Genomic DNA, 7026 nt, shown 5'->3' with positions numbered 1-7026 from the left:
TACCAAGACTATTCCAATGCGGATCTGACCGTTTTTCTAATCATGCAACAAAGCCATTCACAGCCTCAAGTTTGGAGCATTGATTCACAAAGGCTATCACCGCGACCCCACCATCATCACCGCCGAGAAAGTGTTAGAAATGGCGACGATCGACGGTGCCAAAGCAATCGGACTGGATGCTGAAATTGGCTCGATCGAAGTTGGTAAAAAAGCCGATCTGGTCGTGCTAAACTTCGACAGTTTTTTCGCCAATCCCATTCACTCGCCGCTCTCTAGCCTCGTCTACTCCGCCCTGGGCAACGAACCCGAACTAGTGATGATTGACGGTCAGATTGTGATGCAAGACCGAGTAATGACGACTGTATCCGAAGCAGACGTGATGAAAGCTGCCCAGATTGCCGCCGACGATTTAGCAAAACGAGCCGGAACTGAGCGATTTAAGAAAAGACCCTGGCGATCGTTGGCAACTTGACAGTCTCACTCAACACCCTTTTGAAAGGTTCGGATTGCTTCTCCTGCGCCCGTCTCAGCCATCGAGAAGCGTTTTAGTAAACCATCGTCAACTCTGCCAGATGCCAGAAAAAATGCTTTTTACGGCTAATGCAATGCGGGTCAAGTCTTCATTGAGTAGTGGGGGACAGTCAGCACTCTTTTTCAGTCCCGCTTCAAACAGTTGTCTCCCTTCGCTGGCGAGCAGATGTAGGGCATGAGCAAGGTCTCGATCGATCGCCCCTTCTTCTTTCAACGCCTCAAACACCACCTTCAACGCCAGCAAAATTGAGGTCACCTGGCCCGGCATAGGAGGATGGCTGCGCTGGAGCCGCCCCAAAAAAGTATCGGCAACACCAAAGCGAGATTGGTCTAACAAGAGACGACGAGCAGAGTCATAATCCACGATCGCAACGCTCACACAAACAATGTTTTAAGTTTAGCCTACCGATTCGCTGCTCAAAAAAATAGAGGGAGTAGACTCTGTTTGTCCTCTCCCCCATCGTTGTCAGGCTGTGAGCCGTCTTGAAGTTTCTTTCTTAGCAGTTGAGTTTGCTTTTTGAGTTGTCGCTGACGGGCAGTGCCGCCTTTGCCTTTGTGGTTGCGCCCCTCACGGCGAGGAGACTCCCAGCGCTTGAGCAGTCGAGCCATATTTATATCTCCGAATCGTTTCTTTAGTTTACTACAACAAAAAGAACTCTCTTTCCTGAAGATTTTTAAGCTCGATCGTCCTATTTCGGAAAAGCGAGAGAGCTTTCTCATTTCGGACTACTTTTCATTAGCCTCTCCCAAATGGTGCTACAAGTAATTCTTCTCTAACAATTAAAGAATCTAGGAATTGATCAGTATAAGTGCCGAAATAGAGGAGTTATCCTGCGAAGATTTGGTATAAAACCTTGAAAAACAGGAGTTATGCTGATTGTATACAGGATAATTATCTTCAGAATCCTTTTACACTGTTTGTTCTAGTCAAACGGCAGAAATAATAGTTGGGCTGCTTGAGTCACTGGTGAGGGCGTGGTTGAAAGATTGCTTGTTAGTGTTCAAAGTTAAATTGTTTTCAAGTGATCAGCGAGGACAGTATTTCAGGGTTACTTGTTGGGATTCAAGGGCAAATTAAGTAGCGAAATCTTGCAAGTCCGCATTATTCAGCCAATCAATCACTGACGGATTTTTAGGCATCCATTCTAAAAAGCTTCTAGCTTTACTGGAACGAATGCGACTATTTGAGCCAAACGCAAAGTGAGCGCCTTCCTGTCCCCATTCTTTAACGGCTTCTTCCACTGTCCAACTTTGAGCAGTTCCCTCAAAGCCAAGCTGACTATGGATCGTTTCAGCCATTGTTTTGAAGCTTGATTCTCCATTTTCGAGAAAGAAAAATGAGCCGCTCGGAGCTTTTTCAAGCGCCAGTAAATAGGCGCTCACGACATCTTCGATATGGATAGTTGACCAAGTGTTTTCTCCTCTGCCGATGTATCGAGCCGTTCGACCTTTCTTAGCGATCTCAATCATTCGAGGAATCTGAATGCTCTGAGGATGCAACCCTGTTCCCTGCCCATAAATCAGACAAGGACACATCACGACAGAATGGACTCCCTGAACACTTCCTTCGATGACTCGTGTATCGACTGCTACTCGTCCAATTTTCTCAAAGCGAATCGGACGTGGAATATCCTCATGAAAAATCCGATCGCTGAATTCGCCAGCCGCACGATCTCCAACGATGCTTGATCCACTCGTATGAATCAGCTTCTTGCCTGAACCTTCAAGCGCCCGGAGCAGCACATCTACAACAAACGGGTTATCTGCATCTGCGGCATTGATGACGGCATCTGCTGAATGAGCCGCTTGAAAGAGAACTTGTTCATCATTTAACGTTCCGGGAATGGGTTCAACGCTTTTTTGCTTGAGCAGCTCTGCTTTATCAGTTGACCTGCATAAACCCATCACCTCGTACCCGGCAGACACTAGGGCAGTAGTAATCGAACCGCCAATATAACCAGAGGCTCCAGTCACGAAAATCTTCATTTCTCAATTTGTGGATGAGACTGCAATCTGATTATGCAAAATTGCTTAGAATTGCGTAAGAGCGTACATTTCTGTGCGTCAGTAACAGTTATGTTACTGATTCTGCGATTTGAGAGGAGTCTGAATGAGACATAAATCTTACGAGGGGGCACACGGTTGCTACATAGAGGCTGCTCTAGAAGTCGTTGCTGATAAATGGAAAGGCGTTATCCTCTACCACCTATTAGACGAACCCAAGCGATTTAATGAACTAAACCGCGCCTTTCCAGAACTATCGCACCGAATTTTGACAAGGCAATTGCGAGAATTAGAACATGATGGTGTCATTAGTCGAAAGATTTATCCAGAGATTCCGCCAAAAGTTGAATATTCATTAACGGATTTAGGTCGATTGCTCAAGCCAGCCTTGCTATCTCTCGAAGCTTGGGGAATTAAGTATGTTGAAATGACAAGATATTCAAAATCTTGTTCGACAGATCAGGCTAAGTAGCTCGTTCCGCTGTGGCAGCAGCCCAACAACCCGATTGGAGCGGACTGTTGTTAGATTTGGGTCAGGATGCATAAAATACTAGCAGCCGCTCAACTGTGCCGTTGGGCAGCCTCTCGCGGGGAGCGCAAAGATACAGGCTTCTCTCGTTCAACTCGTTGTTTCGAGAGTCTCGCGTTTGGTTTGCTTCGTTGATTGTGGGTTCGTTGATCGCGGTGCTGCAAAGATTCTTCGTCATGTTGCGCGAAGCATTTCTCGTTCAGTGCGAAGAAGCTCCCCAACACGTCGGTGCAGCGGACTGATTTGCCCTTCTCGTCTGCGTTTCGGGTTGATCTATAGCCGCTGACCTTTGCCGTTATGCCGCTTAGTTTATCGGTTGGGGCTGTACGTCAAGGATGTCGGTGGGGCGTTTGATGTTAAGTTGGTGCTGTTTGTAAGTACTTGAAAATTAGCCTCATCTCGACTGCAATACAACCATGAGCGATCTTGTTTTGACCTCAGCTTGTCAACTTGCCCAGATGATCCGCGATCGCGAAGTTTCTGCGGTTGAGGTGCTAGATGCTCATTTAGAGCAAATCGCCAAGCACAACTCCAAAATCAATGCGATTTGCACCTTAGATGAAGAACAATCTCGTCAACGAGCCAAGCAAGCCGACGAAGACCTAGCTCAAGGCAAAAATTGGGGCGTACTCCACGGTATTCCAATGACTGTCAAGGACGTTTTTGAAACCGCAGGACTTCGCACAACTTCAGGTTATAAGCCGCTGAAAGATTATGTTCCCAAGCAAGATGCGGCGGTAATTGCACGACTAAAAGCAGCCGGAGCAATTATTCTAGGGAAGTCGAATTTGGCGGAGTTAGCGGGTGATTTCCAAAGCACCAATAGTCTTTTTCCGCGTGTCAATAATCCTTGGAACTTAAATTGTACGGCGGGAGGCAGTTCTGGCGGGAGTGCAGCGGCGATCGCAACGGGTTTAACGCCGTTAGAGTTAGGCAACGATTTCGGTGGTTCCATGCGCCAACCTGCCCATTTCTGCGGTGTGTATAGCTTGAAGCCAACCGATCGTCGCGTTTCCACGAGGGGGCATATTCCAGAAGTCCCCGGAATGCCTAAGTGCATCCGTCAAATGATGACCGTGGGATGTTTTGCCCGATCAGTTGAGGATTTGCGATTATGTTTTTCTGTGATTGCGGGTGCTGATCCTTTGCAACCAGATGTGCCGCCTGTGCCTCTTGACACGCCATCTGGCAAGTCTTTGTCAAATCTGCAAATTACATGGATGGATGGTTGGGATGAAGTTCCCGTTTGTTCCGAGATCGCGGCAGCGATTCAATCCGTTATCCAAACCCTGATTGCATCAGGGTCGAACGTGCAACGCTGGCAACCAGACAACCTTGACTTAGCTGAGATGTTTCAAGTTTGTAATCAAGTCACAGCATTCAATAATGTCTATGCCCAAGCATCTGATTGGAATACAGCTCGCAGGGCACTGAGTTTTATGTTTCGGGAAGCAACTCAAGGCGAGAAAGCCCTGAGAAACTTAAATAATCTGAGTCAGCTTTTCCCCACATTATTGAATCCAAAATTGAAAGATTATTTTGAGGCGCTGACTGAGCGCGATCGCCTGATTGTGCAAATGGATCAAGAGCTTGCTGAATGGGATGTGCTGATCTGCCCAGTGTCAGCAACGCCAGCTTTTACGCATCGCCCTAGCGGAACAGCAACTGAAATCGATGGTAGACAAGTTCCCTATCTTCTTGCGTCAAGTGCTTACACGATGCCATTTGCTTTTACAGGGCATCCTGTTATCGTGATTCCAATCGGGAAAACCCAGACAGGGCTACCCATTGGAATGCAGATCGTTGGAAAGCGTTGGCGAGAGATAGAATTGCTTGCGATCGCTCAGGAGATCGATCAAGTCGTCGGTAGATTTCAACGCCCTCCGGGTTACTGAGCGATTGTCATTCGTAGCAACGCCGCATAACAAGCCGGTTGGAGCGGACGTGCAGGGTTTTCTCGTCTATCGTTTAAGTTTTCTGGTCGCCGCTCAACCGGAGCGTTATACGGCTTGATTTATCAGTCTTGGCAGAGGTTCAAAAGATGTCTGTAGATGTTCCAGATTAAGTTTAGTTTTTACGTATAGAAGTGCGATACGGTTGATGAGAAGGGTTATATGCCTTAACAATTAAGATCAATTGATGTCCAGCATGAGGAAAGCTGACCGTCTTTTTCAACTGGTGAATCTTATCAGATCCCACCAACCCATTACAGCAGAACAACTCGCTGAACGAGTTGGTGTTTCTGTGCGTACAATTTACCGATATATCGACGATCTTTCAGTGAGTGGTATTCCAGTCTACGGTGAGCCTGGTGTCGGTTATGCTCTGGATGAAGATTTTGAGTTACCGCCGCTCACTTTAACTCATGATGAAATTGCCGCTCTGATGTTGGGTGTTGAAATGTTGTCGCGATCGACTGGGACTGATTTGGAGGCAGCAGCAAAAACGCTTCTCAGCAAAATTGGAGCAGTGTTGCCACCACGCAGTTTTGATCCAACTCGCGCATCTATTCGAGCGTTAGGTCATCTTTTGAATGACCAAAGCTTAAGGTATTGGAACGATCTTTATCGAGCCATTCAACAGCAAAAAGCCGTCAGAATCGAGTACATGAGCCTGAATGAGCAACTGTCTTAGAGAATCATCTTCCCGTTGGGACTATTCTGCTGGGGCAGTAAATGGACGGTTGGAACATGGTGTACGCTCAGAAAAACCTACAGAGATTTCCGCATTGATCGCATTCAAGATCTTGATTTCGCTTCAGATTTTGAATTTCCAAGTCAAGCAATTAATCTTGATACATATACAGAATTTCAACTTGAGAGAATGAAATTATCTGGATTTCAGCCACTGACATAACGCTGTCAGGAGCAGAGTTCTATGTTGGACAACATCCAAGAACTTGTGATGGAGTCGATTTTGCCATGTTTGAGATGTTTCCTAACTTTTGGACTCCTGTGTTGCCTGTCGCTGAAATTGGGACAGTTCCCATTGCAGTTGAATTAGCGGGCGAATCACTCGTTCTATTTCGGAGTTCGTCTGGTCAGTTTGCAGCGTTTCTGGATCGCTGTCCTCATCGCGGTGCGCCGCTTTCACAGGGACAAGTAACAGCCGACGGTTGCCTTGAATGTCCCTATCATGGCTGGAAGTTTGCCTCAAATGGCGATTGCGTTCAGGTTCCCTTCAACTCACTCAACCCAAATCACCTTTCCAAACTGTCGATCGTGAGCTTTCCGGTCAGAGTGATTGCAGGGATGCTCTGGATTTTTACAGGAACCGAAGATGTGCCAGAACCAGAGTTGCCGTCGAGCTTATTAGAGTCCGAGGATCGCTATGTAATTCACCATGAGATCTGGAATGCTCATTGGACACAGGCAGTTGATATTTCGCTGGATTATCTGCATCTTCCTTTTGTTCATCGAAATTCATTTGGTGGCGAGCTAAATGACGCAGCACACAAAGATGCGATCGCCCAAATCAGTGTTACTTCAACAGCAGATGGGATGACGGTTACTAATCGGCTCAATACCTTATCCTCTGGAACTGAAATTGACTGGCATCAGCCGAATAATATCGTTTTAAACCTAGACGGAATGCCTCTTCTTCCCCATTTCTTTGCCGTTCCGATTAACACTCAGCAAATGCGATTTATGCAGGTTCTTCTACCCAACCCTGGAATCGATCGGAGTAACTTCGATTTTGCTGAGTTTTTTGCAGCATCCGACGACGATCGGACTATGGTTGAGTCACAAATCGGTGAAGTTCCCAATGTAAACGAAGGATATAATGTGCCTACTGATGAACCCTCACTGAGATTTCGTCGTTGGTACTACCGCGCAGTGAAAAATGAGAGAACAGAAGCTACTCAAGACACGAGTGCTGGTAGATGACATTCAGTGGCGACAGCCGTATAATCGGGTCGCCGGAGGGTTTTCCCCTCCAGCTCCCACAGCACCCCGCATGCG

Annotated in this window: 9 protein-coding genes; 6 read left to right on the top strand and 3 right to left on the bottom strand. The window is 46.9% G+C overall.

All coding sequences use genetic code 11. The features are described from left to right. Positions 1-55: 55 nt before the first annotated feature. Positions 56-472 carry an amidohydrolase family protein gene (locus tag ACJ2PR_RS34555; protein WP_446880446.1) on the top strand — a complete coding sequence of 139 codons (417 nt, stop codon included), beginning with the start codon at positions 56-58 and terminating at the stop codon, positions 470-472. A gap of 87 nt (positions 473-559) precedes the next feature. On the opposite strand, the gene ACJ2PR_RS34550 is transcribed toward ACJ2PR_RS34555, so the two are convergent. The 3 genes from ACJ2PR_RS34550 to ACJ2PR_RS34540 all read right to left on the bottom strand — a co-directional run bounded on the left by ACJ2PR_RS34550 (position 560) and on the right by ACJ2PR_RS34540 (position 2517). After that, positions 560-895, bottom strand: a complete 336-nt coding sequence (locus tag ACJ2PR_RS34550; RefSeq protein ID WP_446880444.1) for a Dethiobiotin synthetase — start codon at positions 893-895, stop codon at positions 560-562. A gap of 53 nt (positions 896-948) precedes the next feature. Further along, positions 949-1140 carry a hypothetical protein gene (locus ACJ2PR_RS34545; RefSeq protein WP_446880443.1) on the bottom strand — a complete coding sequence of 64 codons (192 nt, stop codon included), beginning with the start codon at positions 1138-1140 and terminating at the stop codon, positions 949-951. Between the two features lie 465 nt (positions 1141-1605). Then, entirely contained in the window at positions 1606-2517 is a 912-nt protein-coding gene (locus ACJ2PR_RS34540; protein ID WP_446880442.1) for an NAD-dependent epimerase/dehydratase family protein, read from the bottom strand. 124 nt (positions 2518-2641) lie between these two features. On the opposite strand from ACJ2PR_RS34540, the gene ACJ2PR_RS34535 reads away from it, so the two are divergent. The 5 genes from ACJ2PR_RS34535 to ACJ2PR_RS34515 all read left to right on the top strand — a co-directional run bounded on the left by ACJ2PR_RS34535 (position 2642) and on the right by ACJ2PR_RS34515 (position 6951). Further along, positions 2642-3007 carry a winged helix-turn-helix transcriptional regulator gene (locus ACJ2PR_RS34535; protein ID WP_446880441.1) on the top strand — a complete coding sequence of 122 codons (366 nt, stop codon included), beginning with the start codon at positions 2642-2644 and terminating at the stop codon, positions 3005-3007. Between the two features lie 473 nt (positions 3008-3480). Further along, the gene (locus ACJ2PR_RS34530; RefSeq protein ID WP_446880440.1) at positions 3481-4959 is read left to right on the top strand and encodes an amidase; all 1479 of its coding nucleotides are present in this window, start codon (positions 3481-3483) and stop codon (positions 4957-4959) included. A 244-nt stretch (positions 4960-5203) separates the two neighbouring features. Beyond that, positions 5204-5698 carry a helix-turn-helix transcriptional regulator gene (locus tag ACJ2PR_RS34525; protein WP_446880439.1) on the top strand — a complete coding sequence of 165 codons (495 nt, stop codon included), beginning with the start codon at positions 5204-5206 and terminating at the stop codon, positions 5696-5698. A gap of 3 nt (positions 5699-5701) precedes the next feature. Continuing rightward, the gene (locus tag ACJ2PR_RS34520) at positions 5702-5920 is read left to right on the top strand and encodes a WYL domain-containing protein (RefSeq protein WP_446880445.1); all 219 of its coding nucleotides are present in this window, start codon (positions 5702-5704) and stop codon (positions 5918-5920) included. A gap of 65 nt (positions 5921-5985) precedes the next feature. Then, positions 5986-6951: a Rieske 2Fe-2S domain-containing protein gene (locus tag ACJ2PR_RS34515; RefSeq protein WP_446880438.1), complete on the top strand. Its 966-nt coding sequence runs from the start codon at positions 5986-5988 to the stop codon at positions 6949-6951. Positions 6952-7026 lie beyond the last annotated feature (75 nt).

It is taken from the genome of Phormidesmis sp. 146-33 (assembly GCF_052939515.1).
Note: the sequence above shows the minus strand (reverse complement) of the source record. Positions and strands in the feature narration are given on the sequence as shown.